This window comes from Paraburkholderia sp. UYCP14C (assembly GCF_004197395.1).
Classification (GTDB): Bacteria; Pseudomonadota; Gammaproteobacteria; order Burkholderiales; family Burkholderiaceae; genus Paraburkholderia.
Map to the genome: position 1 here is coordinate 291,464 of NZ_SELS01000002.1, position 25,344 is coordinate 316,807.

Below are 25,344 nucleotides of genomic sequence, written 5' to 3' on the forward strand. Positions count from 1 at the left end.
CATGCAGCCTATCTGCCGTTTGGTCCCGCGTAGCCTTCACGTCTGCTTCCAAGCCGAAGCGGCCACACCAGAGGGGGTGTTAGTTCCTGTCCTCACGGGTGCTAACCGGGAAGCGCGCGACAGCGATACCTTTTAGGACCGTCGATATGAAACGCCGGGCTCGAACTCGGTGTTTTGAAGAGAGTTGCGCACGCTGGCGCTGCATCGCGGAAGCCATGATCTCCATCGAGCTTGCTCCGTGCAGCCAACTGTGCCAGATTGGTATATGATGGCCATCATGCAAAAGCCATCAATCAATCGGAAAACCGCCAGTCGTAAGGAAATCACGCACGAGCGCATCGTCGAGGTTGCCACACGTGCGATTCGGCGCAGTGGCTACGACGGGACCGGAGTGGCCGACATCATGAAGGAGGCTGGCCTGACGCATGGCGGCTTCTACGCGCACTTTCCATCGCGGGACGTGCTGCTTGCCGAAGTGGCCGACCGCGCCGGTGCTGAAGCCGTCGCCAAGTATGAGCATATCGCCGCTTCCGTGCCGCTGGAGCAGGCATTGCCGTCAATGGTGCGCGCCTATCTGTCGAAGGAGCACCGTGACGCCACAGAGACGGGCTGCCCGATCTCCGCCCTTTGCTCGGAGATGCCGCGCCAGGCGCCGGTTGTGCGCCGCGCGGCCACCCGTCGCATCAAGGAGATGATCGACGTCGTTGCGCGCCAATTGCCCGATTGGGGTCAACCGGGCGCGCATGAACAGGCGCTTCTCACCGTTGCAACGATGGTCGGCACCATGGTGCTGGCGCGCGCCGTCGACGACCCCAAACTGTCGGACAGTTTTCTTGAAGCAGCATTGAAAAAATTCGCACCGACTGATGAGTAATTCCGCTTGCCCGGCGGGCGCTGTGGCTGGGCCTAAAATATGATGGTCATCATATTTTGGCGGGCGAACGGTCGTCTAACTATATGAAGACATGGTACTAACCGGCGCGGTGCACAAGCCGGCCAGCGGACCTTCGAGATGCTACGCAGATTTGCGCCTGCGGGCCTGGTGGACACCGGCATTCGCAAAGATGTGCGCCTTACAAAGTAGGCAGTATGACTACACGCAATGAAAAACTGACAAGGAACAATGACGCATGATGAAGGCATTTGTCGTAAATCGATATGGACGCAAGAATGGCGCGCGAGCCGGTGATATGCCGGTTCCGGAACTACGTGAGGACGACGTATTGGTCGAGATTCACGCCGCTGGCGTGAATCCGCTCGATGCAAAAATCAGGGATGGAGAGTTCAAGCGGATTTTGCGCTATCGTTTGCCGCTGATTTTGGGCAACGATCTGGCTGGGATTGTCGTCCGCGTCGGGTCGCGCGTGCAGCGATTCAAGGTGGGCGATGAGGTGTATGCGCGACCGCCCAAGGATCGGATCGGTACTTTCGCGGAATTCATTGCGATCAGGGAAGACGCGGTGGCGCTCAAGCCTGAAGCGCTCAATATGGAAGAAGCGGCCTCAATCCCTTTGGTGGGCCTGACTGCGTGGCAGGCGCTGGTCGAACGAGCACAACTGAAGAAAGGGCAGAAGGTGCTCATACACGCTGGTTCCGGCGGCATCGGTACCTTTGCCATTCAATTGGCGAAGCATCTGGGCGCGACCGTCGCCACGACAGCGAGCGGCGCAAATGCCGAATGGATGAAGCAGCTCGGTGCCGACATTGTCATCGACTACAGGAAGGACGACTTTGCCGCTGTGTTGAAAGACTTCGATGTGGTGCTGGATACGCAGGGCGGGAAGACACTCGAAAAATCACTGCATGTGCTCAAGCCCGGAGGCAAGGTCATCGGGATCGCCGGTCCGCCCGATCCTGAATTTGCCACGCAGGTGAATGCCTCCTGGTTCCTGAAAATGGCGGTGCGCTTTCTAAGCCATCGCATCCGCAAGGAGGCAAGACGTCGTGATGTCGACTATTCATTCCTCTTTATGCGTGCCGACGGAGAGCAACTAGCTCGGATCGCCAGGCTCGTCGACGCAGCTGTAATAAAGCCTGTGATCGATCGAATTTTCCCGTTCGAATCAACGCAAGAGGCATTGGCTTACGTCGAAAGCGGACGTGCAAAGGGTAAGGTCGTTATCAAGATTCGATAGAAGGAGGGAAATCCGTCAGAGGGCGAAGCGGACCTTCAAACGTCCGCAGAATGACCAGAAGGAACGGCCGTTGATGAGGCCGAACGCGGAAAACCAACCAGGCGGTGCCCCTCGCTTTCCGCTTTCGCCTTCGTCAAGCCCGGTCAAGCAGACGCGAAAACAACCCCGCCCAAAGCCGCTCAATTCCGAATGTTTTCCTCGCAATCTTCCCAGTACCGAAGCGGGTCGAGATGGTGTGGATAGCGCGACTTGAGCCACTCCGACAGCCTGGCCCAATCTGGATGGTTGGTACCCGTTTGAGCAGACCACGTCGACGACCTTTCAAGAACATGGCCGTTCCCGCGGTCACGGACCAGCAAACTGCCTAGTCCGCTCAAACTGTTCGTCTGCGTCTCAACCAGATACCGTGGCAGAATCCTGAGTTCAGCATCCTCGGCCCATCCGTATAAGGCGCGGACCACTCCGGAGGGATCTCGCAGCTCTGTGGGTCCGCTTTGCGGGCGAATGGCCGTCCATCCTTCAGGGAACTCGGTGACAACCTCGTTTTTACCTTCCCTCACCCACCTCACGCGCCATGCGCGCACCAGCGACTCGCGCATGCGAGACACCGACTCGTAGCCAGCAGGCAACTCGATCGCCATCGGAAGAGTAATGAGGTTGTCTTTCCAGAGTTTGGTTTCGTCGTCGACGCGCTCAACCACCTCGAACATCCCAGGCTCAAACGGGTTCTCGGGCCGGCTGGATACTCTCGCCTTCCCTTCGGGCAATCCTTCGAAAAGGCGCTCAGCATCATGCCGGGTAAGTTTCGTCTTTCCTTTTTTCATTGTGTCTCCCTACAGTAAGGATGTCGCTAGTGCCTGGGCCCTCACGGCCGAAATCAGGCACCACTTTCTCTCACGCGCTTGAACAGGCTCGTGATCTTATTCTGCGCCATTCGCTTGTTGTTGGATGAACGGAGGGAGTAAGGTGGGCGTCCGAAGCCAGTCCGTTACACCCACTGTTAGAATCGCGAACTTTTTCCCGGGAGCGACGAATGTCTTGGTTCATCTATGAAGTGCCTGAATACAACGAAGACGGAGCGCGCATCGAACCCTTCAGCGACCTTCGAAGCCGCGTTCTGAAAGTCAGCGGGCAGGCAATGGCTGACGAACTGGAAAGCGTCCGCGAGAACGCCGCGACGACAGCGGACACGCCCACGCGCCCGCTCCGCGCCCCGGAAAATCCTCACGTATTTCCAATCCCCTATGCCGACTCCATGATCCTGGTCGGCTTCATTTTCGAACTGAAACGTGAGTTGCGACATCTGGTGGTGTCACCCGTGGAAATGCCTTGGCTGAAAGACGCGTAAAAAACGGGACGATCGAGGCGGCCCCAAACCTGCGAGGCAAACTGCACAGCCGGCGGCGTCATGTCGCGAAGCGGTTTCCATGCATTCTGGACACCTGATCCCGATGCTTCAGTTCTGTCACCGCATGGCTTAATGTTGCTTTCCAGTCGTTCCGACATGCTCGACCGCGAATGTCTCGTTCACTGTCAGCGGATGGGTACTTTCGTGAAGGTTTATTCGACGCCTGCCGACACGCGCGGAGGCATTCACATTCCTGCGGCCGATGGCAGGCATCGAATAAACCTTCACGAACTAAGCCAGACGCTCCAACGTCGCATGTCCGATCCAGTCCACACTTCCAAAGGCGAGCGATGCTGGCGTTCGTTCGAACGCCACATGGCAAATGACAAAAGAGGCGCGATCTAAAAAAATCGCGCCTCTTTTTTTCAGCCGACCGCGGCCGCGGTCACATCAATCAATCGCCCTACCCGCGGTCTCGCGCATAAACGGCAACGGCAGCAACGACACAACACTACAGCCGATCAGATACCAAGCCGGCGCAAGATTACTACCCGAAATCTGAATCAACCACGTCGCGAAAAACTGCGCGAACCCACCAAAAATCGACACCCCAAGGCAATACACGATCGACATACCCGTCGCCCGAATCGCGCGCGGAAACAACTCGGGCAGCATCACGATATTGGGCACCGCGGTGAACGTGACGAGCAGCGCGAGGCCCGCGACCACCGCGAGCAGCACCGGAACCGTCGGCGACGCGTTGATCGTCATGAACGCCGGGTAGACGGCAAAAATCAGCAGCACGCGCGACACCCACAGCACACGCTTGCGGCCGATCCGATCGGACAGCGCGCCCGCGAACGGCGAGCAGATCACCGTGACCACCGCGCCGGTCCACGCGGCCCACAGCGCGGTCCCCATCGGCAGATGCAGAATGCGGATCGCGTACGTGGACAGATAGAACAGCACGATGTAGTTCGCCGCGGTGCCGCCGATCGTCGTCAGCACACCGGTCGTGATCGAGCGCGCGTGATCGCGGAACAGGTCGCGCACCGGCAGCGACGGAGCGTGCGCAGCGTGCTGCACAACGGCCTTTGAAGCAGCCTGCCCAACAGCGCCGCCAGCCGCTGCCGCGCCATCTTCAACACCCGGCAGCGTCTCGTCGAGATGCCGCCGGATATAGATGCCGATCGGCCCCATCGCCATGCCGATCACGAACGGCACGCGCCAGCCCCAGCTTTCGAGCGCGGCCGGCGACAGCGTCGCGGCCAGCGCTACGCCAAGAAGCGACCCCACCACCGTGTTCATCCCCTGGCTCACGAACTGCCAGCTGCCGTAGAAACCGCGCGTGCGATCGCTGCCGTATTCGAGCAGCAGCGCCGTCGATGCGCCCACCTCGCCGCCCAACGCGAAACCCTGGATCAACCGCGCGAGAATCACCAGCAGCGGCGCCGCGACGCCGATCGCCGCATAAGTTGGTGCGAACGCGATGATCGCGGAGCCGAGCGTCATCAGCCACAGCGTCAGGCTCATCGCGGCCTTGCGTCCCGCGCGGTCCGCGTAGCCGCCCAGCACGACGCCGCCCACCGGCCGCATGATGAAGCCGACTCCGAACGTGCCGACCGCGAGCATCAGTTGCACGAGCTGACCTTCGACCGGGAAATACAGCTTGCCGATGATCGTCGCGAAGAAGCTGTAGATCGTGAAGTCGAAAAACTCGAGGCCGTTGCCGAGCGTGATCGCGGCGATCGCCTTCGCGTGACCGAGGCGCTTTTGAGGCTGATCGGCGAGGCGTTGCGCATCGAGCGCTTCGAGCGCTTCGATCCCATTGGCGCTTGCGGGACGCGGTGTGGCGGAATAGTCCATCTGTGTCTCCATCGTAATTGTGTTGCTGCTACGACGGCACGCGAGCGCGCCGCCGCCGCGTCAAACGAGGAACGTCTGCGCGAGCTTGACCCAGTAGGCCGCGCCGGTCGCGAGGCAAGCGTCGTTGAAGTCGTAGCCGGGGTTGTGCACCATGCAGCCGCCCTCGCCGTCGCCATTGCCGATGATCAGATAGCTGCCCGGGCAGCGCTCGAGCAGGAACGCGAAATCTTCACTGCCGGTCAGCGGCTGCATGTCGCGAATCAGTCCGTCTTCACCGAGCCAGTCCACCGCGACCTGCCGTGCGAGCGCGGTCATGGCGGCATCGTTGACGAGCACCGGGTAGCGGCGCTGATAGTCGACCTCGGCACGCGCGCCGAACACGGCGGCCTGGCCGGTCGCGACCTCGGTGATGCGCTGCTGCAGATGGTCGCGCACCTCGGGCCGCAGCGCGCGCACCGACAGGCGCATCTCGGCGGTTTCGGGAATCACGTTCGGCGCTTCGCCCGCGTGAATTGCGCCGACCGTGATGATCGACATATCGAGCGGCGCGATGTTGCGCGACACGATCGACTGCAGCGCGAGCACGATCTGCGCGCACACGACGACCGGATCGACCGCTTTGTGCGGCACCGCGCCATGACCGCCGCGGCCGATCACCTTGATGATCACCGTATCCGACGACGCCATGAACGATCCCGGCATGAAGCCCAGCTTGCCGGTCGGAAAGCCCGGCATGTTGTGCATCGCGAACACGGCGTCGCAGGGAAACTGCTCGAACAGGCCGTCGTCGAGCATTTTCTTCGCGCCGGCGAGCCCTTCCTCGGCCGGCTGGAAGATCAGATTCAGCGTGCCGTCGAAGCTTTTGTCGCGCGCCAGATGCTTGGCGGCGGCGAGCAGCATCGCCGTGTGGCCGTCGTGACCGCATGCGTGCATCTTGCCGGGTAGCTTGCTCGCGTAAGGCAGCCCGGTGGTTTCGTGGATCGGCAGCGCGTCCATGTCGGCGCGCAGACCGAGCCGGCGCGCACCGTTGCCGAGCTTCAGTTGCCCGACCACGCCGGTCTGGCCCAGGCCGCGATGCACGGTATAGCCCCACTCCTCCAGCCGTTCGGCGACCAGATTGCCCGTTGCGAACTCCTCGTAGGCCAGCTCCGGGTGGGCGTGGATGCTGTGTCGCAGCGCGATCATTTCCTGTTCGACTTCGGCGATGCCCGCCGGAATGACCATCGTGTTCATGCCGTCTCTCTCTCCATGTCAGCGTGAATCGAGCATAGTCGCGCCGATATTCGAGCGGCAGGCGTTAGAATCGTCGTGGTGGCAACCCGTGGTTGCCTCTTGCATGCGGCTTATCAAGATGAAACTGCATCAGCTCAATACCTTGGCGGCGATCGCGGATACCGGAAGTATCCGGGCCGCCGCCCGCTCGCTCGGACTCTCGCCGGCCGCCGTGACCAAGGCGATGCGCGAGCTCGAAGCCGATCTGCACGCGCCGCTGATCGTGCGCAGCGCGAGCGGCGTCGCGTTCACCGAATTCGGTCGCGCACTCGTCGTGCATGCGCGGCTCGTGCTCGGCCAGTTGCAGCGCGCCCAGGCTGAGATCGAGGCGTTGCGCGGCGCCGCGGCCGGCAAGCTGTCGATCGGCGTCACGCCATGGATCGCGCTGACCTTTCTGCCGCCCGCCGTGCAGCGCTTTCGCGAGCGGATGCCGGAGGTGCAGTTGGAATTCTTCGAAGGCCTGCTCGCGGTCGTGCAGCCGCGTCTGCGCGACGGCAGCCTCGATTTTTCGATCGGCCGGCCGCCGCCCGCGTCGCCGCAGTCGGAGTTTCAGAACGCGCCGCTCTTTTCGACGCATGCGGCGGTGGTCGCGCGGCGCGACCATCCGAAGGCCGGTTGCCGCACGCTGCTCGACCTTCAGGACGAGGAATGGATCCTGAACTGGGACCCGGCGAGCCGCGAATCGATGTCGAACAATCTGTTCGTCAAGCGCGGCATGCGAGTGCCGCACACGATCGTGCTCGCGCATTCGCTCGCGATCGTATTGGGCCTGCTCGCGCACACGGACATGGTCAGCATCTTTCCGTGGCCGCTCGTCGAGGTGATACGCGCGAAAGAAAACCTGTGGGCGCTGCCGCTGCGCGAAACGCTGGACGAAACCATCATCAGCATCACGTCGCGGCGCGGCGCGCCCACCAGCCCGGCGGCCGCCTGCTTTCTCGACTGCCTGCGCGAGACGATCGACGCAGGCGCGCGCTCGCAGGACCCCGAGCAGCGCCGGCTGTTTCATTCGATCGAACTGTTGCTGTAGCGGTTGGCGTGCGCGTTCATGCATACGGCGCCGACACGCAGTCAATCGAGAAACTCCCCCGCCCGCTTTCTGAGCATCGCGCTGAAATCGTCGAGCCAGCCGATCGACAGCCGCCAGCTCTGCCAGTACAGATCGACGTCGATATGCTTGCCCGGCGCGACCTCGACCAGCTCGCCGCGCGCCAGATGCCCGGCGATCATCCGCTCCGGGCACATGCCCCAGCCGAGGCTCATCACGCACGCGCGCAAGAAGCCGGCGACGTGCGGAATCCAGTGCAGCGGCGGATCGAGTTCCGCGCGCGTGATGCGCCGCATGAAGCGCTTTTGCAGCTGATCCTTCGGATTGAAGTCGACGCACGGCGTGCGCCGCAGGCTGTCGCGCGTGACGCCATCGGCGAAATAGCGCGCGTAAAACGCCGGCGAGCACACTGCGAGGTAGCGCATGCGGCCAAGGCGCGTCGAGCGGCAGCCCTGCACCGGTTCCGCCTGGGTCGTGATCGCGCCCTGCACGCTGCCGTCGCGAATGCGCTGCGCGGTGTAGTCCTGATCGTCGATCACGAGGTCGAGCAGCATCTCGCGTTCGACGCAGAACGGCGCGACCGCGTCGATGAACCAGGTGCCGACGCTGTCGTCGTTGACGGCGACGCGCAGCGCCGGCCATTGCTCGACCAGCGCGCCGGGAAGTGCCGGCAGGCGGCCGTTCAGCTCCGCTTCGAGCAATTGCACCCGCTCGGTATGGCGGCACAGCAGCGCGCCCGAGGTGGTCGCGACGCACGGCTGACCGCGTTTCACGAGCACGCTGCCGACGCGCTCCTCGAGCAGCTTGACCCGCTGCGACACCGCGGACGGCGTGATATTGAGCTCGCTCGCGGCACGGTCGAACGAGCCGTGGCGGACCACGGCGGCCAGCGCGTCGAGCAAGGCGTAGTCGAGCATTAGCGTTCCTTAATCGGCATTAAGTAAATTAGCTTCTCTTATGAGATGCCAACACGCAGACTAGCGCTGTTGGATTTTCCCGTCTATCCCCGCTGCTTCCCTTTTTCCGGACCCTTTATGAACTGGTTGTCTTTTTCCCACGGCGCGGCGCTGTGCGCGTCGCTGATCGTGACGATCGGCGCGCAGAACGCGTTCGTGCTGCGGCAAGGCATCATGCGCTCGCACGTCGGCAAGATCGTGCTGTTGTGCACGCTGTCGGATTTCATCCTGATCGGCGCGGGCGTCGGCGGCGCCGCGGTGCTGATGGAACGCTTCCCGAACTTCGTGCACGCGATGCTCTATGTCGGTCTCGCGTATCTCGCCTGGTTCGGCATCAGCGCGCTGCGCCGCGCGGTGCGGCCCGGACACGCGGTGCTCGATGCGTCGAGCGGCGCGCCCGCCGATCAGGCACCGCCCACGCAACGCGCGCTGCCGATCGTTCTGATGACGCTCGCGTTCACGTGGCTCAATCCGCACGTCTATCTGGACACGTTCCTGCTGATCGGCACGGCTGGGGCACGCGAGCCTGAAGGCGCGCGCGTCGCCTTCGCACTCGGCGCGATGGCGGTCAGTACGGTGTGGTTCGTCGGACTCGGTTATGGCGCGCGCATGCTTGCGCCGCTGTTTCGCCGCGCAAGCGCATGGCGTGTGCTCGATGGTGCGATCGGCAGCATGGTGTTGCTGCTGGCGGTCACGCAGTTGCGTTGAGTCTGCAACCCAGCGCTCATTTCACTTCAGATTCATGCGGCGCAGCGCGCGCCGCTTGCGCATCGGCTGCGTCGCGCGGCACCAGATTCATCAGCCGCGCGAGCACCGGCCACTTCAGCAGCGACTGCTGGTAAGCCTCCTGCGCCTGAGCATCGAAATAGCGGCGCGGCTCGACCTCCGGCAGACGCAGCGCAAGGCCGCTGATGTCGTCGACGGGCCAGCCCCGCGCGGCGTTTTTCGACGGGTTCCGAGCGCTCGTCATTTGCCGTCCACCCACACGCCGTCCGGCGTCTTCACCACATAGCCGGACGCGGTCTTCATCGTCACGGTCCCCTCGTTTTCGCCAACCATCTGCGTTTGCGGCAGGTTCGTCGCGTACTGCGACAGGCTCACACCCGGCTTGAACGGACTGTTCGACACGAGATTCGACAGCAGCTGCGCGAGCGCGAGGAAGCTCGACGGATTGTCGATCACCGTGGTCGCCCCATGACTGCCCTGGAAGCCGACGACGCGCACGCCGACCGGACCATGCACGATGCGCGGCGTCGGAATCTCGCGCAGGCCCGCGATCTGGTTCGTGTCGCCGCGCAGCGCCGCGCCGTGCTCGGGCACGAACACGATCACCGCGCGCCGCCCCGACGACGCGATCAGATCGGCAAAGCGGTCGAAGTCGCTCATCAGCTTGTTCACGCGCAGCGGATACGAATCGATACTCGACAGGTTGTTGTTCGGCAGCCGGTTGCCGTCGTGCAGGCTGATCGTGTTGTAGTACAGCGCGACCGGTCCCGCGATGCTCGCGCGCTGCGCATACCACGCCGCGAGCGTCTCGTAGTCGTCGCGGATCGGCGAGCCGTCGAATGCATGCATCGCGACCGGCACGCTCGTGTTCGGAATCAGCGGTACGTTCGGCATGCCGGCGTTGTCGCGGATCAGTTCCAGGAAGTTGTCGAAGTGGCCGTCGTGGTTCAGCATCGTCTGCGGCGTGTAGCCGGCCTGCGCGAGATCGGCGAGCAGATAGCACTGCTGCGGCGCGTTCTTGTACAGGTCCGCGTGCGCCTGCTGCCCGCAGCTCGCGCGCAGCACGCGAATCGCGGCCGGCCCGCTATAGCTCGCCGCGGTGCTGAAGTTCGTGAACAGATAGTCGAAGTGCGACAGCAGCGGATGGTTGCGCGCCTTCGCGACATCGAGATCGTCCCACGACAGCGAACAGATATGCAGCACGATCACGTCGAATTGCGTGTTCGGGTCCGCGGCGAGATGGCCGAAGCTGACCTGCCGTTGCGACTCCTGGGTGCGGAACGCGGCGAGCGTCGCATTGTGGTCGAGCGGCTGCGCGGCGAGCGGGTTGTTCGTTCCATTCGCGCCGGGATTCGTTGCCCCGTTCGCCGCTGCACCGCGCAGTTGCGCGAGTACCACCCCGCCTTCGTGCCACAGCGGAATCGCGACCAACGCGATCAGCACGAAGGTCGCGACGCGCACCCAGCGATTCACGATCAGATAGCCGACCAGCGCGCCGAGCGCCGCGAGCAGCAGCATCGGCGGCAGGAAGCGCTGCGCCAGTTCGAGCCAGTAGCCGAAGCTGAAGGTGGTCAGATTGCCGAACTCCTCGGTCAGACGCGAGAACGGCGGCACGTTCGCCTCGTGGTACATCAGCGGCACGCCGAGCGCGAGGCCGACCAGGTTGCGCACGATGCGCAGCGCGCGCCGGCGCAGCGTCGAGCTCGCGACGAGCGCGAGCGCCAGGCCGAGATTCGCGAGCCACAGCGGCTGCAGATGGCCGCCCGCGAACAGGTACAGCTTCAGAATGAAATACAGGTTCCACAGAGTCATCAACGGGTTCTCTCATTGGCCTGCGCGCGACACGACTCGCGCAGGCGCCATCAATAGCGGGTCCGGTCGAGCGCGAGCAGCGTCTGGCAGGCACGCGCGAGCCCGCCCCACAGCCGCGAATAGCCTTCGACACCCATCGCGAGCACTTCCTTCAAGCCGCGCAGCGGCGCGTCCTCGGTCGTTTGCTCATCCCAGTCGAGCCACGCGTCGGCGCGGCCGAACGTGCATTGCACCAGCTGCCGCTCCTGTTCGAGCGTGAGGCCGTCGAAGCGCACGCCGAGGTGCCGGCCGGCGCAGCGGCTCACGTACACCGGAAAATGGAACTGGCGATCGCCGCGGCTCAGGCACACGCCGAGGCTGTCGCCGGGCGCGAGGTTCAATCCCGGTTCGACGTCGAGACCGAGGCCGCCGGTCGAATAGTCGCTGGTCGTGCACGCGAGCGTCGTGCCGTCCGCGAGCAGCAGCGTCGCCGCCGCACGCATCGCGATCCGATGCGTGACGCGCACCTGCTTCGCTTCGCGCGCGACGCTCGCGGCCGCGCCGAGCATCACGAGGTTGTAGAGCGTCCAGAACACGTTCATCAGGATCGTCGGCGTCTCGCCGCCCTGCCCGAACGTCAGCCGGTATACGCCGGCGGCGAGCGCGCCGGTGTTCAGCGCAAGCAGCACCAGATACGGTTTCGAGGTCGACCAGTCGAAGTAGCCCTCGCTGATGCGCCCGCCCTTGTCGGTCACATTGAACTTGCCGTGCTTCGGGCTGAAGAACGCGACCGTGGTCGGCAGCGCGATGTACCACGCGAGCACCGACTCGTAGACTTCGGCCCAGAACGAGTGACGGTACTTGCCCTGCATCCGCGAGTTCGCAATATTCGCGAGCACGATGTACGGCAGCACGAACCCGGCGATCGTCGTCGCCGATGCGTTGATGAAGTACATCTGGAAGAACAGGTACGCCATCGGCATCGTCAGGAACACGAGCCGCGGTACGCCGTAGAAGAAATGCAGCATCGCGTTGCCGTAGCACAGCCGCTGAAAAAAGCTCAGCCCGCGGCCGACGAACGGATTGTCGATGCGGAAAATCTGCGCCATGCCGCGCGCCCAGCGCGTGCGCTGCCGGATATGGCTCGCGAGGCTTTCGGTCGCGAGACCGGCGGCCTGCACGGTCGGCAGATAAGCGGTCGTGTAGCCGCGCCGGTGCAGCTTCAGCGCGGTGTGCGCGTCTTCGGTCACGGTCTCCACCGCGATGCCGCCCACCTGTTCGAGCGCCGAGCGTTTGAGGATCGCGCACGAGCCGCAGAAGAACGACGCGTTCCACAGATCGTTGCCCGACTGCACGAGCCCGTAAAACAGATTGCCCTCGTTCGGCACGCGGCGGAACGTGCCGAGATTGCGCTCGAACGGATCCGGCGAGAAGAAGTGATGCGGCGTCTGCACCATCGCGCAGCGCGCGTCGCGCAGGAACGTGCCCATCGTGGTTTGCAGGAACGAGCGCGTCGGCACGTGATCGCAATCGAAGATCGCGATGTACTCGCCTTGCGTGCTGGCGAGCGCGCTATTGATGTTGCCGGCTTTCGCATGACGGTTGTCGTCGCGCGTCAGATAGCCGATGCCGCAGGCCTGCGCGAAGGCTCTGAATTCCTCCCGGCGGCCGTCGTCGAGCAGAAACACGCGCAGCTTGTCGGCGGGCCAGTCGATACCTTGCGCGGCGAACACGGTCGGCCGCACGACGGCCAACGGCTCGTTATAAGTCGGGATATAAATGTCGACGCTCGGCCAGCTCGACGTATCGGCGGGCAGACTGGCGACCGCGCGCTTCAGCGGCCACGCGGTCTGCACGAAACCGAGCAGCAGAATCACCCACGTATACGCTTCCGCGCCGAACAGCAGATAGCCGAGAATCGCCTCGCCCGGGGTCTGGAACGACAGCGTCTGCGTGACGCGCCACCACACGTAGCGCACCATCGCGAGCAGCGCGAGCGTCGTCAGGATCAACACCGGCATGCGGCCCGGAAAGCGTCGCACGATCAGCGCGACGACCACGAGGACCGCGAAGAACTCGAACTGACCTTCGGATTGCAGCGGCGACGTGCCGATCACCGCCCACAAACCCGCACCCGCGACCACCACCAGCGGCAGCAGCCAGCGAATGTGGCCGACCCGCTGTGTCGCATCTTCGAGCCGCGTGCCCCAGCGCTGCCACGGCAAGCTCGCCAGCAGCGCGTCGATGCGCTCGCGCCCGCGCCGGCCGAGCAACCAGAGCGGCACGAGCCAACGGTCGATCCAGGCGGCCAGCGCCCGTACCGTCGCCGTCGCGCTTCGCGACGACGAACGTGGTGCGCGCACGAACGCGCGCCATAGCCATGCGCGCAGTCGATGCGGTTCGAGCACACCCCATTGCAGCGCGAAATGCAGCACGGCCGCGCGAATCCAGCGACGTGCGTAGTCGGGCTTGCCCGGCGCGGGCGGCTGGAAGAACAGCCGCACGAACCAGTCGAGCGGCGTGCGCGTCGCGGGCACGCCGAGGCCGCGTGCGAGCCAGTCGAGCGCACGCTCGCGCAACGGACGGGTTTCGCGCGCGCTCATCACGCGCCGTCCCGCCGCTCGAGCGGCGCCGCGGCCTCGGCGAGCCACGCGTCGAGCCAGTTCGCGAGCCCCTGCAGATCGTGCGATGCCTGCGAATGCGGGGCGTCGTCGAACGGCCACGTGCCGCGCGCGAACGACTCGGGCAACGCGACATCGAGATGCACGCGCTGCGCGAGCGGCAGGTTATCGCCGAGCGCCGCGCCGAGCATCGCGAGCACATCGCGCTGCATATCGCGCGCGGGGTTCAGCCGGTTCACGATGACGCGCAACTGCGCGCAAGCATCGCGCAGCGCCGCGAGCCGCGCGACCAGCGTCGCGCAGGCGGCCGGCTCGGGCGGCGTCACGCACAGCGCGAGGTCCGCGCAACGCAGCGCGTGCTCGGCCTGCTGCGACGGATAGCGCGCGGTGTCGATCAGCACGACGCCGTCGCGCGGCAGATCGAGTTCGGCGAGCGCGTCGGCGAGCCAACGCGGCTCGGCGGCGAGACGCGCGTCGCATTGCGTGCTTTGCGCGGCGGATACCGCGCCGTACGGCACGAACAGCACGCCGTCCGCATTGCGCCACGTGTACGCATGCCATGCGGTGTCCGCATCGAGCAGCGCCTGCGACAGACCGGTCGCCGCGAGTCCGTCGATGCCGAGCTGCGCGCCGAGCATGTTCTGCGGATCGAAGTCGAGCGCGACGACCTGGCGGCCGCGGCGCGCGAGCAATACCGCGAGCGTGGCGGTCAAGGTGGTGCGGCCCGTGCCGCCCGCGGTGGAGACGACGGCGATCGTTTTCATCGCGCCACCTCGTCCGGCGGCGTATCGAGCGCGGGCAGCAGACGCGCGCGCAGCGCAACCGGCTCGATCCCGCACGGCACCGCGTCGCGCGGATCGAAGCCGCGCATCGCCGCGAGACCGCGCCGTGCGCCGACGCGCTGCCAGACGATCCACACCGGCAGCGCGACGACCATGCCGGCCACGAAACAGATCAGAACCAGTTCGATCATTCGATGCTCCTCGCGCGCACCGGCATCGCGCTGGGTTCCGCGCGACGGCGCGCGGGCGTGGGTTGGGATGGCGGACGCAGCGTAGCCAGCGGCTTCGCTGTCGTTAATTCGACGTGCCTGGCAGTTGCGTTCGTCGGCGCGGGCGCGCGGGGCGCCAGCTCGGCGTCGGCTTCGTGTTCGGTGCGCGCATGAACCAGCGCTTCTTCAACCTGCGCCAGATGCACGGCGGCCACGTGCGCCGCTTCGCGCGCGGCGTCGTCCGGCGAAGCGGCGAACGGTGAGCGCACAGGCACGCCGTCACGCGCGGACGCCGCAAGCGCGGATGCCGCACGCGCGGACGCCGCGAACATATCGCTGTAATCGGCGATCCGCGTGCGCCGGTTGGCCGCGTCCAGCGCGTCGAGTTCGGCGCCGATGCTCCCCTCCGCCAGATGCACCAGCGTATCGGCGAGCCGTTCGACCGGCACATCGATGATCCGCGCCAGCGCGGCGTCCGCATCGGCGAGCCGGCAGGCGAACAGGAACACGTACAGATGCGACCCGTCGACGGTCAGCACGTCGCCCGCGCGGCGCGGCACGCAGTGCTTCAGTGCATCGACGTGCGCGCATTGCGGCAGCAGCGTCAGCTTCACGAGCACATGCGGCAACTGCAGCACGGCGCTGCGTGCCAGCACGAGGCGCACGCGCTCGCAGAACGCGCCGGCCGGCAGATAGCCGCGCACGTCGTCGCTCAATGCGGCGCTCAACGCGCTGCGATAGTCGGCGGCGACGGGTCGCGTATGGAGCTGCCCCTGCAACGACTGCAGCAGCGACTGCATGCGCGAGAACGGCAGGTCGCGGCCGAGCACGAGGTTCGCGCCGAGCGTCAGCACGAGCAGCTCGTATTGATGGCGCAGCACTTCTCCCCGCTCGACGACGACGATCTTGAGCGCGCGCCCGGCCTGGCGGCGCAGCGCATGAATCGCCGCGCACAACGCGTCGAGCTGCGCGCCGCCCGCGTAATCGAGCACCACGGTGGCGGCCTGCGCATGCGCGCACGCGCTCAGCACCGCGGCCTGATCGGCGCACACTTCCCAATGCGGCGGCAGCCACGCCTCGTGACCGCGCACCACCGCGCGGCTCACGACGACCCGCTGCTCATCGCGCGCAAGCAGGCGTTCGCCGCGCGCGACGCCGCCGGCCGGCGCAGCGGGCGCGACGCTCAGGCGACCGCTATCGGTAAAGCGCAGCGAGCGGACTTCGCCCGTCACCAGCGTGCGATCCGCGCGCCAGAAGTCGGCATGCCACAGCAGCTCGCCGTGCGTGCGCTCCATCCGCGCGACGCCCGCGCATGCCGCATTGAAAGCGTTGCGGCGTGGCGCATCGGCGACGCCATTCGCTGCGTCGCGCGTGTCGGGTGAATCGTCGTCGCCATTTCCATCGACGCCGAGCAGCAACACCAGCGTGATACCCCTGGCTGCGCACCAGTTCGCGAGCATGCGGCCTTCGTGCGCGAGCGCGGCGGCGTCGTGCCAGTTGAACCAGCGTTCGGCGCCTTCGATGAAGTACAGCGAGCGCGCACGAAAACCGAAGCGCTTCAAAGCGCGCAGACCGCCGAACAGTTTGCCGTGCGTCGCGGCGCCGTCGGCGTGCTGCTCCGGCGCTTGCGAGTCAGCGGCGGGCGGCATCGCAAGCACGTTCAGATTGCGCGGCCAGCCCGCGGCTGGCGCGCCGGCGCTAAAGCCCAACTCGCGCAAACGGCGGGCAACGGCCGCGCGCTCACGCGCGAGCACGAGCGTCACGTCGCGTGTGAACGCGGCGCGCGCGCTTTCCCATATCAGTGTGTCGACGCCCGACGTGTCGACGCCCGGCGTATCGGCGCCCGGCGTGTCGCCCTCTGGTGTGCGCGGTGCCGCGTAAATCGCATACAGCTTGCCCGCTTCGAGCGCGGCCCATTCGTCGGGCAATGCCTCGATCGCCAGACGGCCGACCTGCTGCGCGCGACGCTGCGCGGCGCTGCCGCCGAACACGCGCAGCCAGCGGCGCATCAAAGCGCGCGCACGCGGTTGGGTTGGATTCGAAACGGTGTTCACGTCTGCTGTCCCCGATCTCGTTGCATCGCCGTTCAATAGCTCGAATAAAGCCGTACCGGCTGCGGCGACAGACGGTTGTCCTGCTTGCGCGCATCGAACGTGTAGCGCAGATAGACGAGCGCGGCGCTCGGTGCGTAGTCGTGCGAACGGTCGATGCTCAACTGCGCGCCCAGCACCAGATGCGGATCGCAGCGATACTCGACGATGCCCGCGAGTCCGTACGAAAACGCGACGCCGCGTGTCGAGCTGCCCGCGTTGACGAGACTGTCGAGCCCCGGCGCCGCGCCGAGCCCGGCCGGCAGACCGTTCGGGTAGTACGGCGAACTCCTCTCGTACGAGTTCGACACGCCGACGGTCGCGCTCAGATCCCACTTCAGCGCGCCGCTGCGCCCCAGCCATTCGACCGGCACGCCGAGCGACAGATAGCGCTGCGGACTGTAATAGCCGCCCTGCCCGAACGAATAGAAGCGCAAATTGTTCGTGTAGTGCCACGCGTTGCCGACGAGGCCGGTGCTCACCAGCGAATTCGCGCGCCGGTACACGGGCATCGTGAAGCCGGTGCGCAGCGTCAGTTCCTGATTGCCGGCGACGTTGCGCCCGGTCAGCTCGCCCGCGCCAAGATCGGCGAACAGGTTCGCCGCGCCGACATCGAACGACGAATGCAGATCGATGCCGTCGCGGCGCACGCCGCCCCACACCGTGCCGGTCACCGGATCGTGCATGCCTGCATACGACAGCTGACTGCCCGTTTCCGGACGGCGCGAGCCGCTCAGCGAAAAGCTCGCCGGTCCCGCATCGAACCGATAGCGCACGCCGCCGACGAGGTAAGACACGGGGAATCCGAGCGGCGTCGTGCCGAAGTCGAAGCGCCACGCATCGGATGTATAGCCCGCGCCGAGCGCGACGCCGGTAGCGGTCTGATGCAGATAAGGCAGGCTCGCGGCCAGCGTGGCGAGTTGCTGCGGCGTGAAGCCGAGCGACGTCCCCAGTTTGTCGGCCGCCGCGAAGGTACCGAAGGTATCGCGCGTGAACGCATTGGCGTCGCTGACGTCGAGCGTGCCGGCATCGAGACGCACAGTGTCGATGTGCGCGAAGAAATGGCCGTCGTAGCGATATGGCATCTGCACGTACACCGGCACCTGCCACGCGCGCAGCTGCGAAATGCCCGCGTCGCCCGACTTGTACGCGGGCAGCCAGCCGGTCTCGATCGACGGATTGCGGCGCTGTTCGAGATCGTCGAGCGCGGCCCGCGCGGGCGTGCCATCGGGTCCCGCGCTCACCCCCGCCGAGCGTTCCTGCGCGAGCGACAAACGGTAGAGCGAAGCGGCATCTTCGTACTGCCCGAGGTCTTCGGCGATGCGGCCGCTTTGCACCGTCACGTCAGGCCGCGTCGGATACGCGACGCGCAGCGCCGCCGTGACCTGCTGCGCGTCGCGCGCCTCGTTCAACGCGGCGAGCCGGCGCGCGGCGGACAGGCGCGTGTCGACGTCGTCGGGCGCGGCGCCATCGAGCACGTCGTGCACGATCCGCAGAGCGGCACCGCGCTCGCCGCTCTGCTCCAGCACGCGGGCCAGCGCGAGCCGCGCGTCCGCATCGTTGGGTTGCGCGGCCAGCAGTGGCGCCAAGGTTGCCCGCGCGGCCGCGTAATCGCCCTGCACGCGCTGCAGATCGGCGAGTTCGAGCGCGTAGCGTTGGTCACGCCGACCGGCCGGGCTCACCGCCGCGAGTCGCTGCCCGGCCGCCTCGTAGTCTCCACGATCGATCGCGTCGTCGGTTTGCCGCAACGCCACGCGCAGCGCCTGATCTTCGAGGCGCGCACTTTGCGCGGCGTCCAGCTTCAACTGCTGATCGTCACGCAACTGCTGAAGCCACGCGGACAGTTCCGCGTCGCGTCGCGCGCTGCCGAGCAGGTCGCCATAGCGCAGCCACACGTCCGCGTCGGCCTCGTGCGGATGCGCGTCGATCCAGTCGCGCAACAACGCGAGGCCGCGCCCGGCGTCGCCCGCGTCGATCCACTGCGCGCCGACCGACGCGAGCAGACTCGGATCGTCGCCGGCCATAATTCGCGCCTCTTCGAGCAGGCGCACCGCGTTTGCGTGATCGTCGCGTGCGAATGCGGCGCGCGCGTCGGCGAGCCTTCGTTGCGTTTGCAGATTGCGATCGAGCGCGCGCATCCCATCGGTGCGGTCTTGCTCCGGGATCAGCGCGAGCACTGCTTGCGCGCCGCTCAGGTCGTCGAGCGAATTGCGGTAGAGCGCGCTCGCGTAGCGCATCTCGGGCGACGGTGCGTGCGCGAGACCTTCGTCCATCACGTTGCGGCCGAGTTGCGGCAGGCCCAGATCGCGGTACAGACGCGCGAGCGCGAAACGCGTCCACGGTGCGTCGGGCTCGGCGCGCAGGGCCGCTTCATAGCGCTGCGCGGCAGGCCCGCGCTCGCCGCCGGCGAGCAACTGGTCGGCCTGTCCGGCGAGCAGATCGGCACGCAGACGCGCGAGGCTCTGGCGATCGTCGGCAGCCGTGAAGCGGCTTTGCAGTGCGTCGATCAACGGCTCGACCTGCGCCGCACGGCCGGTGTTTTCGTAAAGCGTCTGCGTGCTGCGCAGCGCCGCGACACTCGGCGCATGGCCGTTCAGCATGTCGCGCAGCAGCGGTTCGGCCGCGCTCCAGTCGTGCTGCGCGAGCAGCGCGTCGGCGAGCATCAGCTTCGCGTCGGCGTTCTCCGGCTCCATCGCGAGCGCCGCGAGCGCCGCCCGCTCCGCGTCCTGCGCGTGGCCCGCCGCGGCGGCCGCGCGGCCTTGCGCGAGCGTTCCCCAGAATTGCGCGGTGCGCGCGAGGCTTTGCCACTTGGCGCGATTGTCGGGCGAGAGCGCGGCCGCGCGCAGAAACAGCGTGTGCGCTTCGTCGTGCCGCCCGGCCCGCATGCGCGCGACACCGAGACCGCCGACCGCGTCGGCATCGTCGGGACGCGCGCTCGCCGCGCGCGCGAGCAGCGGCTCGGCGGCCGCCAGATCGTTGCGCGCAAGCGCCTGTAGGCCGCGCTGCTGCGCGATGTAGTCGGGGTTGCGTTCGAGTTGGCGTTGCGCGTCGAGCTGCGCTTCGAGCGTGGCGACGCGCTCGCGAAACTCGGTGTCGTCCGGAACGAGTTGCAGATACGCGCGCAACGCCGGCAGATACGCGAGGTCCACGCCCGCCGATTGCAGCACGTGACGCCACGTGTCGAGCGAGGCCGTGCGATCGGAGTCGGGCCGCGTCGCCAGATTCCACGCGATCCGGTTAGCCTCCGCGCGCGTATCGCCGCGCGAGTTCAGCAGATTCGCGAGCACTAGCGCGGCACCGACGTCGGACGGATCGGCGGCGACCCGCCGATGCAGCGCGACGAGCGCCCTCTCGCGGCCCTCGGGCGTACCCGCGAGGATCTGGTAGTACTCGACGCCGAGCGAGCCCGACGGCGCGCCGTGCGGAAACAGCAGCTGCAGGCGCCGCGCCGCTTCGGCGGATTGGCCGCTACGCGCGAGCAGACGCACCGTCGCGAATTCCTCGCGGCCGTTGGTGGCGACGCGGTATTCGTCGTCGAGCTGCTGGATCACTGCACTGTTGGGCGCTTTGGCGCGCAAGCGCGCAAGCGTCGTCTGCGCGGCTTGCGCATGGCCGAGACGCAATTCGATGCGCACCTGCTCGGCAAGCAAGGCCGGATCGCCGGGCGCGGCGAGCAGCGCCTTGTCGATCGCCTGCAACGCAAGGTCGTCGCGATGTTTGGTCGACCACATGCGGGCGGTCGCGAGCAGCCGTTGCGCAGCGGCGTTTTGCGGTGGCGCGATGGCTGGAGAAGCAGCGGGCGTCGCCAGCGTGCCAGCGACTGACGGGCGCGCCGCTTCGGATTCCCTGGTGTTGCCGTATGCGGGTCCCGTCATCGCCGCGGCGGCCGCGCACGCGAGCACGCCGAAACGCGCCGCGCGCGTCACTGCGGGGCGGCGCGGCACGACATGCTCCAGTGCGGATCGAGGGTGCCGTCGGCCGCGAAACGGTAGCGGCCTTCGCGCCAGCCGAGCGCGAACAGGCTCAGCACGCTCGTGTAATAGCCGGCGGCCGTCTCGCGATCGAGCGCCGCGACGCGCGCGATCTGCGCATCGGCGAGCGCGCGTTGGCCACGCGCATCGAGAAACGGCACCGCCGCCGCCGAGAAACCGGCGTTGCCCATGTTGATGTCGGCACGGCCATTCGTCGCGTCGACTTTCTCCGGCGGCGCACCGTGCGCCGCGATGAAGCTCGCGAACGGCGCGAAGCGCGCGAGCAGGGTCGGCGCGAGCGGATCGCGCCGGTCGAGCATGCCGGCCCACAGGTACACGCGAATCGCGTTATAGGCGCTCTCGGCGTGGGTCTGCGCATCGGGCGCGAAGCCGCGGTTCGCGCGGTACAACGCCCAATCCGGCGAGAAGCCATGCGGCGCGGTATCGATCAGGATGCGGCTCGCGCTCGCGAGCAGGCGCGGCCAGCGCGGATCGTCGGGCAGCCGCGTGGCGAGACCGCGCAGCACTTGCGGCGGCGTGTAGCTCGGGTTGACCCGCCACACGTCCGCGTCCGGATGAAAGCCCACCGGGCCCGGCAGCAAGGTCAGGCCGAGCCCCGGCGCGTTGGCCGTTTCCTCGTCGAGCACGCGCCGGGCGAGCACCGCGCCGCGCGCCGTGTAGCTGCGCTCGCGCCACGCGTCGCCCGCTTCGAGCAGCGCATAGGCGATCCACAGGTCGGCGTCCGACGACGCATTCGCGTCGAGCACCGCCCAGTTGCCATCGTATGAGCGGCCCCACAGCCACGCCGGCAGCCGCGCGGTCAGATCGCCTTGCGCGAGATGCTGCTCGGTCCAGTGCAGGATCGTGTCGAAGGCCGCGCGGTCGTCGGCGACCAGCGCGAAAAACAGTGCATACGATTGCCCCTCCGACACCGTGCGCTCGTCGGGCGAGCCGACATCGATCACGCGGCCGTCGGCGGAAAGGAAATCGCGCTTGAATTGCTGCCAGCGCGGCCAGGGCGTCGCGGTGCAAGCGGCGGCGTCGGCGCGGCTGGGCTCCTGCGCTTGCGTGGCGAACGCGTCGTCACTGCCGGCGAGCGTCAGCATCGTGGCAAGTACCGCGGCCGGCACGCTTGCGACAAGCACGCTCGCCGCTGTTCGCACGAGCCCGATCGCAAGCCTCGCGTGCAGACCTGCTCGGCTTTCAACGCCCACTCCCTCGCGCGTAGCGATTCGCACGCCCACCCCGCCGCGCGCTCCCCACCGCGGCGCCCCGCCCTTCGCCTGACTCATCGATCAGACTCCCCGGCGCCGCGCGGCCAGTTCCTGCAACGCCGTGAACGCGCCGATCGCGAGAGCCAGGCCGGCGAGCGCGCCGAGCACGCCGAGCAGCACCGGATGCTGGATCGCCTTACTCCACAACCGCGCATACCAGGGCACGTAGCCGACCAGATAGGTATCGCCGACGCGCATGCTGTCGACCTTGCCATCGCGCAGCAACGCGACGTCGCCCTGCAATTGCGCGACGCGGTCGGGCTTTTCGAGCATGTCGAGCAGTTGCGACAACTGCTGTTGATCGGTGGCGCTCAGCGCAACGACGCTGCGTCCGTGGCTGCCCGGCAGTTCGAAGCCCATCAGCGCGGCGAGCGGTCCGTCGCGTTCGATGCGCGCGCCGCCGTCCGAGCGATGCGCGTCGTTGCGACGGGCGCCGCCGCGCCACTGCTCGTCGACCGCGAACGCGGCGCGCGCGAGCGGGCCGGACGCAGCGGTGCCCGGCGCAGCGGCGCCCGACGCAGCGGCGTCGCCCGACTGGGCACCGATCGTCAGCGGCAATGCATGCGGCCAGCGGGCGAGCCACGGCGCCGAGCCGTTGCCGCCGATCACGAGCAGATCCTTGCCGCTCAGCTGCGCGAGCTCGCGCGGCCGCGCAACCTGCACGCGCAGCGCCGGATAGCCGGTCCACTGCCCCATGTGACCGAGCATCGTCAGCAGGCTTTCGAGCTCCTGCGGCGCGGGATGCTCGGGAATCACGACGGCCGTCTGCGACAGGTCCGCGTAGCGCGTGAACGGAAAGCCGCTGTTCGCGAAGAACGCGAGGTTCGGCATCTGCGCGAAGTGGACGAAGTCCGAGAAGTCGATCGTCGAATCGGGATCGACCGCGGCCTGCACCGGATTGGTCGCGACGCCCTGGCATAGCCCGGTCTTCTGCGAATCGAGATTGAAGCGCAGTTGCAGCTGGTTCGAGCTGCCGACGCGGAATGCCGGAATGTCGAGCGCGCTCGTCGCACGGTTGCCGTTGTTCGACAGCACCGGCAGTTGCAGGCGGCCCTGCGCGTCGTCGGCGCTCGCGAGCGCGAGGCGGTACGACTTGACCAGCTGATCGTTGATCTGCACCGCGAGCGCCGAATTGTTCTGCACGGTCGGCGCGGTGTAGCGGTACTTCAGACTCAGCGGCACGCCCGCACCGTTCCACGAGTACAGATCGGCGGGCACGCGCAGGTTCAGGCGGATCGCGTCCGGCGCGCTGCCGCGCACCTGCAGTTGCGACGGATCGTCGATCAGCTCCTTGAACGCGACCGGCCGGTCGACCGGCAGCCAGCGCGGCGCGTCGTAGGGCTTCCTCGGCGCGCCGGCGGCGAGCTGCGTGATGCGCACCGCGGGGCCCGCGAGCGCGGTCGTGCCGAGCACGAGCGCGGTGCTCGCTTCGTCGACTTCGGCGGCGCTGCGGCCGGTCACGATCAGCAGCTTGCGGTTGGGCGCGACGGGATTGTCCGCGACGATCAGCATCGGGCCATTGACCGGCGGCAGCGTGAGGCCGGCGGGCAACTGCTCGCTGCGCGCGACGACGACCGCGTGCGAGTCGGTGGGCAACGTCGACAGCGCCGGAAAGCGCGCCTGCCGGTAGTCGGCCTGCGCGCCGAACCACGACGCGAGCACGCCCGCGCTGCGCAGGGTCGCGTTGTCGGCGGCGGCCGGCAGCACGAACGGCAGACGCAACCGCGACGCATCGCGGTGATCGAAGAACGGCGCGGGCAGCAGCGCGAGGTCGTCGGGCAAACGGATCGGCGCGGTATCGACGATGAATTCGCTCGACGGACTCACGTCGGCCCACAGCGCCGAGTTCTCGGGGTCTTCGCAATGCTCGAGCGTGTAATGCGCGATCAGGCGCAGACCGATCTGGTTGTAGTCGGTCAGAAAGCGCGGATCGAGCGCGATGTCCTGCGTGACGAGCTTGCCGGCGTGCTCGCGGTCGAACGGCACGGTCGCGACGACTTCGTTGTTGACCGACACCTTCAGATGCGACATCGCAAACACGAGCGACGGCGAATACGTGTAGCGCAAGCGCAGGCGCGCGGCCGTGACCACGCGATCGAGCCGCACGCCGAGATTGACGGTGCGGGCGTCTTCGACGCCGCGCAGCGTCAGCGGCTGATACGCGCCTAGCGTTGCGAACGAAACGCGCGACGCGCTGGAGCCGGATGCGGGCGTTGGGATGGCGTCGTTGTCGACGTAGTTGGCGTTGGCGTTGGCAGCACTCGCGCTAACGATGGTCGACGCGGCCGGCGCATTCGCCGCCGCGACGGCGACAGGCATCGACGGCGCGGCTCCCGACACAGCCGCGTATAGCGCGCCGACGACGGCGGTCAGCGAAAGGCACAACGACACAACTGGTTTCATGAACAACTCAGCTTGTTGGACCTCGACCGTGCGCGCCCGAGCGCGCCGATGACGGTGCGAATCCGGTCTGCCGCGCGAGCGCGCGAAGTGGGAAAACGGATTGCCGGGCGCACGCCACAGCAGAGACAGGCGGCGGCACACCATGCCTCGTATACGGAAAATCCGGCGAAACCTTGAGCGGAACGAGCGACGGGGATGGCCAGCACATGAGCGCAAGCGGCAGCAGCCCTAACCGGTTATGCGTTCTGTTTGTTTTTCCGAAGCCGGTCGGTCAGGCGAGAAGGTGCCAGGTGCCTGCCGCTGTTGGGCGGCGCCAAGATATCACAATTTGCAACGTTATTGACATCTTGTAACATTTACGGTCATTTGCTGCACTTCAAAAGTCACCCCGAACCATGCAAGAACCGGCCGATTCCCCCGCGTCACCCCGCAGCGCGCGTTCCCCCGCTCACTCCATCGCGCCACCCGCGAAGCGCAGCGGCCCGCTGCGCGGGTTGTTCGCGTTGCGGCATTCGTACGCCGGCGTCGTCGCGACATTGCGCGCGGAAAGTGCGTTCCGTCAGGAAGCCGCGCTCGCGGCGATCCTCGTGCCGGTCGCGTTCGCGATACCGGTCGACCCGATCGCGCGCGTGCTGCTGATCGGATCGGTGCTGCTCGTGCTGCTGGTGGAGCTATTGAATTCGGCGATCGAGGCCACCATCGACCGGATCTCGTTCGAACGGCACGAATTGTCGAAACGAGCGAAAGACTGCGGCAGCGCGGCCGTGACGATCGCGCTGCTCATCTGTGTGCTGAGCTGGGGTGTGCTGTGCGGGCCGCTGGCGTATCACTGGCTACGCGGGTGAGGTGTGG

General features: G+C 66.7%; 19 protein-coding genes. 6 read left to right on the forward strand and 13 right to left on the reverse strand.

Features of this window, described 5'->3' with window-relative positions:
* Positions 1 to 265 precede the first annotated feature (265 nt).
* Positions 266 to 874 carry a TetR/AcrR family transcriptional regulator gene (locus EVC45_RS03015; protein ID WP_129956548.1) on the forward strand — a complete coding sequence of 203 codons (609 nt, stop codon included), beginning with the start codon at positions 266 to 268 and terminating at the stop codon, positions 872 to 874.
* A 259-nt stretch (positions 875 to 1,133) separates the two neighbouring features.
* Positions 1,134 to 2,135, forward strand: a complete 1,002-nt coding sequence (locus EVC45_RS03025) for an NADP-dependent oxidoreductase (protein ID WP_129956590.1) — start codon at positions 1,134 to 1,136, stop codon at positions 2,133 to 2,135.
* Positions 2,136 to 2,314: 179 nt separating this feature from the next.
* Here EVC45_RS03025 and EVC45_RS03030 read toward each other — a convergent pair whose 3' ends face one another.
* Complete coding sequence (locus EVC45_RS03030) at positions 2,315 to 2,959, reverse strand: hypothetical protein (RefSeq protein WP_129956549.1); 645 nt, start codon at positions 2,957 to 2,959, stop codon at positions 2,315 to 2,317.
* 209 nt (positions 2,960 to 3,168) lie between these two features.
* Between EVC45_RS03030 and EVC45_RS03035 the strand changes: the two genes are divergently transcribed.
* Positions 3,169 to 3,483: a helicase gene (locus EVC45_RS03035; protein ID WP_129956550.1), complete on the forward strand. Its 315-nt coding sequence runs from the start codon at positions 3,169 to 3,171 to the stop codon at positions 3,481 to 3,483.
* Between the two features lie 450 nt (positions 3,484 to 3,933).
* Here the strand turns inward: EVC45_RS03035 and EVC45_RS03040 are convergent, their stop codons facing one another.
* Entirely contained in the window at positions 3,934 to 5,349 is a 1,416-nt protein-coding gene (locus EVC45_RS03040) for an MFS transporter (protein WP_129956551.1), read from the reverse strand.
* 60 nt (positions 5,350 to 5,409) lie between these two features.
* The gene (locus EVC45_RS03045) at positions 5,410 to 6,582 is read right to left on the reverse strand and encodes a M20 aminoacylase family protein (protein ID WP_129956552.1); all 1,173 of its coding nucleotides are present in this window, start codon (positions 6,580 to 6,582) and stop codon (positions 5,410 to 5,412) included.
* Between the two features lie 118 nt (positions 6,583 to 6,700).
* Here EVC45_RS03045 and EVC45_RS03050 point away from each other — a divergent pair, with 118 nt between their 5' ends.
* Positions 6,701 to 7,651, forward strand: coding sequence for a LysR substrate-binding domain-containing protein (locus tag EVC45_RS03050; RefSeq protein ID WP_129956553.1), 951 nt, complete (start codon positions 6,701 to 6,703; stop codon positions 7,649 to 7,651).
* A gap of 41 nt (positions 7,652 to 7,692) precedes the next feature.
* On the opposite strand, the gene EVC45_RS03055 is transcribed toward EVC45_RS03050, so the two are convergent.
* The gene (locus EVC45_RS03055; protein ID WP_129956554.1) at positions 7,693 to 8,586 is read right to left on the reverse strand and encodes a LysR family transcriptional regulator ArgP; all 894 of its coding nucleotides are present in this window, start codon (positions 8,584 to 8,586) and stop codon (positions 7,693 to 7,695) included.
* Positions 8,587 to 8,703: 117 nt separating this feature from the next.
* Between EVC45_RS03055 and EVC45_RS03060 the strand changes: the two genes are divergently transcribed.
* Positions 8,704 to 9,333: a LysE/ArgO family amino acid transporter gene (locus tag EVC45_RS03060; RefSeq protein ID WP_129956555.1), complete on the forward strand. Its 630-nt coding sequence runs from the start codon at positions 8,704 to 8,706 to the stop codon at positions 9,331 to 9,333.
* Between the two features lie 16 nt (positions 9,334 to 9,349).
* On the opposite strand, the gene EVC45_RS03065 is transcribed toward EVC45_RS03060, so the two are convergent.
* The 9 genes from EVC45_RS03065 to bcsB form a co-directional block, all read right to left on the reverse strand.
* On the reverse strand, positions 9,350 to 9,595 hold the full coding sequence (locus EVC45_RS03065) for a hypothetical protein (protein ID WP_129956556.1): 246 nt from the start codon (positions 9,593 to 9,595) through the stop codon (positions 9,350 to 9,352).
* Positions 9,592 to 11,163 (reverse strand): cellulose biosynthesis protein BcsG, encoded by a 1,572-nt coding sequence (gene bcsG, locus EVC45_RS03070; protein ID WP_129956557.1) that lies wholly within the window; start codon positions 11,161 to 11,163, stop codon positions 9,592 to 9,594. The genes EVC45_RS03065 and bcsG overlap by 4 nt, the downstream gene beginning before the upstream one ends.
* Positions 11,164 to 11,213: 50 nt before the next feature.
* The gene (gene bcsA, locus EVC45_RS03075; RefSeq protein ID WP_129956558.1) at positions 11,214 to 13,745 is read right to left on the reverse strand and encodes a UDP-forming cellulose synthase catalytic subunit; all 2,532 of its coding nucleotides are present in this window, start codon (positions 13,743 to 13,745) and stop codon (positions 11,214 to 11,216) included.
* A complete protein-coding gene (bcsQ, locus tag EVC45_RS03080; RefSeq protein WP_129956559.1) occupies positions 13,745 to 14,527 on the reverse strand; it encodes a cellulose biosynthesis protein BcsQ in 783 nt (260 codons plus the stop codon). The genes bcsA and bcsQ overlap by 1 nt, the downstream gene beginning before the upstream one ends.
* A complete protein-coding gene (locus EVC45_RS03085; protein ID WP_129956560.1) occupies positions 14,524 to 14,736 on the reverse strand; it encodes a hypothetical protein in 213 nt (70 codons plus the stop codon). Before EVC45_RS03085 ends, bcsQ begins: the two co-directional genes overlap by 4 nt.
* Positions 14,733 to 16,763: a cellulose biosynthesis protein BcsE gene (gene bcsE / locus EVC45_RS03090; RefSeq protein WP_129956592.1), complete on the reverse strand. Its 2,031-nt coding sequence runs from the start codon at positions 16,761 to 16,763 to the stop codon at positions 14,733 to 14,735. Before bcsE ends, EVC45_RS03085 begins: the two co-directional genes overlap by 4 nt.
* Before the next feature lie 77 nt (positions 16,764 to 16,840).
* On the reverse strand, positions 16,841 to 20,788 hold the full coding sequence (locus tag EVC45_RS03095; RefSeq protein ID WP_129956561.1) for a cellulose synthase subunit BcsC-related outer membrane protein: 3,948 nt from the start codon (positions 20,786 to 20,788) through the stop codon (positions 16,841 to 16,843).
* Positions 20,767 to 22,107 (reverse strand): cellulose synthase complex periplasmic endoglucanase BcsZ, encoded by a 1,341-nt coding sequence (gene bcsZ, locus EVC45_RS03100; protein ID WP_248295015.1) that lies wholly within the window; start codon positions 22,105 to 22,107, stop codon positions 20,767 to 20,769. The genes EVC45_RS03095 and bcsZ overlap by 22 nt, the downstream gene beginning before the upstream one ends.
* 3 nt (positions 22,108 to 22,110) lie before the next feature.
* On the reverse strand, positions 22,111 to 24,492 hold the full coding sequence (gene bcsB, locus EVC45_RS03105; protein ID WP_129956562.1) for a cellulose biosynthesis cyclic di-GMP-binding regulatory protein BcsB: 2,382 nt from the start codon (positions 24,490 to 24,492) through the stop codon (positions 22,111 to 22,113).
* A 395-nt stretch (positions 24,493 to 24,887) separates the two neighbouring features.
* On the opposite strand from bcsB, the gene EVC45_RS03110 reads away from it, so the two are divergent.
* The gene (locus tag EVC45_RS03110; RefSeq protein ID WP_129956563.1) at positions 24,888 to 25,337 is read left to right on the forward strand and encodes a diacylglycerol kinase; all 450 of its coding nucleotides are present in this window, start codon (positions 24,888 to 24,890) and stop codon (positions 25,335 to 25,337) included.
* Positions 25,338 to 25,344 lie beyond the last annotated feature (7 nt).

Coding starts and splice junctions, on each gene's coding strand:
- EVC45_RS03015 (WP_129956548.1), top strand. CDS start 266: ATGATGGCCATCATGCAAAAGCCATCAATCAATCGGAAAACCGCCAGT.
- EVC45_RS03025 (WP_129956590.1), top strand. CDS start 1,134: ATGAAGGCATTTGTCGTAAATCGATATGGACGCAAGAATGGCGCGCGA.
- EVC45_RS03030 (WP_129956549.1), bottom strand. CDS start 2,959: ATGAAAAAAGGAAAGACGAAACTTACCCGGCATGATGCTGAGCGCCTT.
- EVC45_RS03035 (WP_129956550.1), top strand. CDS start 3,169: ATGTCTTGGTTCATCTATGAAGTGCCTGAATACAACGAAGACGGAGCG.
- EVC45_RS03040 (WP_129956551.1), bottom strand. CDS start 5,349: ATGGACTATTCCGCCACACCGCGTCCCGCAAGCGCCAATGGGATCGAA.
- EVC45_RS03045 (WP_129956552.1), bottom strand. CDS start 6,582: ATGAACACGATGGTCATTCCGGCGGGCATCGCCGAAGTCGAACAGGAA.
- EVC45_RS03050 (WP_129956553.1), top strand. CDS start 6,701: ATGAAACTGCATCAGCTCAATACCTTGGCGGCGATCGCGGATACCGGA.
- EVC45_RS03055 (WP_129956554.1), bottom strand. CDS start 8,586: ATGCTCGACTACGCCTTGCTCGACGCGCTGGCCGCCGTGGTCCGCCAC.
- EVC45_RS03060 (WP_129956555.1), top strand. CDS start 8,704: ATGAACTGGTTGTCTTTTTCCCACGGCGCGGCGCTGTGCGCGTCGCTG.
- EVC45_RS03065 (WP_129956556.1), bottom strand. CDS start 9,595: ATGACGAGCGCTCGGAACCCGTCGAAAAACGCCGCGCGGGGCTGGCCC.
- bcsG (WP_129956557.1), bottom strand. CDS start 11,163: ATGACTCTGTGGAACCTGTATTTCATTCTGAAGCTGTACCTGTTCGCG.
- bcsA (WP_129956558.1), bottom strand. CDS start 13,745: ATGAGCGCGCGCGAAACCCGTCCGTTGCGCGAGCGTGCGCTCGACTGG.
- bcsQ (WP_129956559.1), bottom strand. CDS start 14,527: ATGAAAACGATCGCCGTCGTCTCCACCGCGGGCGGCACGGGCCGCACC.
- EVC45_RS03085 (WP_129956560.1), bottom strand. CDS start 14,736: ATGATCGAACTGGTTCTGATCTGTTTCGTGGCCGGCATGGTCGTCGCG.
- bcsE (WP_129956592.1), bottom strand. CDS start 16,763: ATGCGCCGCTGGCTGCGCGTGTTCGGCGGCAGCGCCGCGCAGCGTCGC.
- bcsZ (WP_248295015.1), bottom strand. CDS start 22,107: ATGAGTCAGGCGAAGGGCGGGGCGCCGCGGTGGGGAGCGCGCGGCGGG.
- bcsB (WP_129956562.1), bottom strand. CDS start 24,492: ATGAAACCAGTTGTGTCGTTGTGCCTTTCGCTGACCGCCGTCGTCGGC.
- EVC45_RS03110 (WP_129956563.1), top strand. CDS start 24,888: ATGCAAGAACCGGCCGATTCCCCCGCGTCACCCCGCAGCGCGCGTTCC.